A 1,175-nucleotide genomic window follows, 5' to 3' on the forward strand; every position below is an offset into this window, starting at 1 on the left:
CTAGACAAAATGACACCAAATGAGTTTTACTATGATCAGCTACCCCAACAAAACAAGGTGGCTTAACTAGAGCGGAATATCACTTATAAATACGCTTTTAGTTGTTCAAACAAGTGGGACCACCTCTCTCGCATTTGCGGGGTTTTTAATGCTGAATAAAAGGAAAACTTGATGGAATTGCCCAATATTATTCAACAATTTATTGGAAACAGCGTTTTAGAGCCAAATAAAATTGGTCAGTCGCCATCGGATGTTTATTCTTTTAATCGAAATAATGAAACTTTTTTTCTTAAGCGATCTAGCACTTTATATACAGAGACCACATACAGTGTCTCTCGCGAAGCGAAAATGTTGAGTTGGCTCTCTGAGAAATTAAAGGTGCCTGAACTCATCATGACTTTTCAGGATGAGCAGTTTGAATTAATGATCACTAAAGCGATCAATGCAAAACCAATTTCAGCGCTTTTTTTAACAGACCAAGAATTGCTTGCTATCTATAAGGAGGCACTCAATCTGTTAAATTCAGTTGCTATTATTGATTGTCCATTTATTTCAAACATTGATCATCGGTTAAAAGAGTCAAAATTTTTTATTGATAACCAACTCCTTGACGATATAGATCAAGATGATTTTGACGCTGAATTATGGGGAGACCATAGAACTTACCTAAGTCTATGGAATGAGTTAACTGAGACTCGTGTTGAAGAAAGATTGGTTTTTTCTCATGGCGATATCACGGATAGTAATATTTTTATAGATAAATTCAATGAAATTTACTTTTTAGATCTTGGCCGTGCTGGGTTAGCTGATGAATTTGTAGATATATCCTTTGTTGAACGTTGCCTAAGAGAGGATGCCTCGGAGGAAACTGCTAAAATATTTTTAAAGCATTTAAAAAATGATAGACCTGACAAAAGGAATTATTTTTTAAAACTTGATGAATTGAATTGATTCTAAGCATTATCTAAAAATACTTAATTGTCTTTTAACGTCGCTAAATTTTAAATAAATAAGTGAAGAGTGTTAGTGGAGCCACTGATTTAAAGTTGGCAGAGTAAAACTTGAAGTGCGACATAAACCACCTAATTAATTTAAAGGGTTTATGGAGTATATAAAATTGTCATACCATCATCTTAACTTTGAAGATCGTACTGCATTAATGCTTGAGTCAAGAA

General features: G+C 33.7%; 1 protein-coding gene. It reads left to right on the forward strand.

The features are described 5' to 3' along the window. Positions 1-171 precede the first annotated feature (171 nt). Positions 172-951, forward strand: coding sequence for an APH(3')-VI family aminoglycoside O-phosphotransferase (locus tag C3420_RS17040; RefSeq protein ID WP_014386410.1), 780 nt, complete (start codon positions 172-174; stop codon positions 949-951). The last annotated feature ends 224 nt before the right edge of the window (positions 952-1,175 follow it).

Source organism: Acinetobacter sp. ACNIH3, from assembly GCF_002918965.1.
Lineage (GTDB): Bacteria > Pseudomonadota > Gammaproteobacteria > Pseudomonadales > Moraxellaceae > Acinetobacter > Acinetobacter schindleri.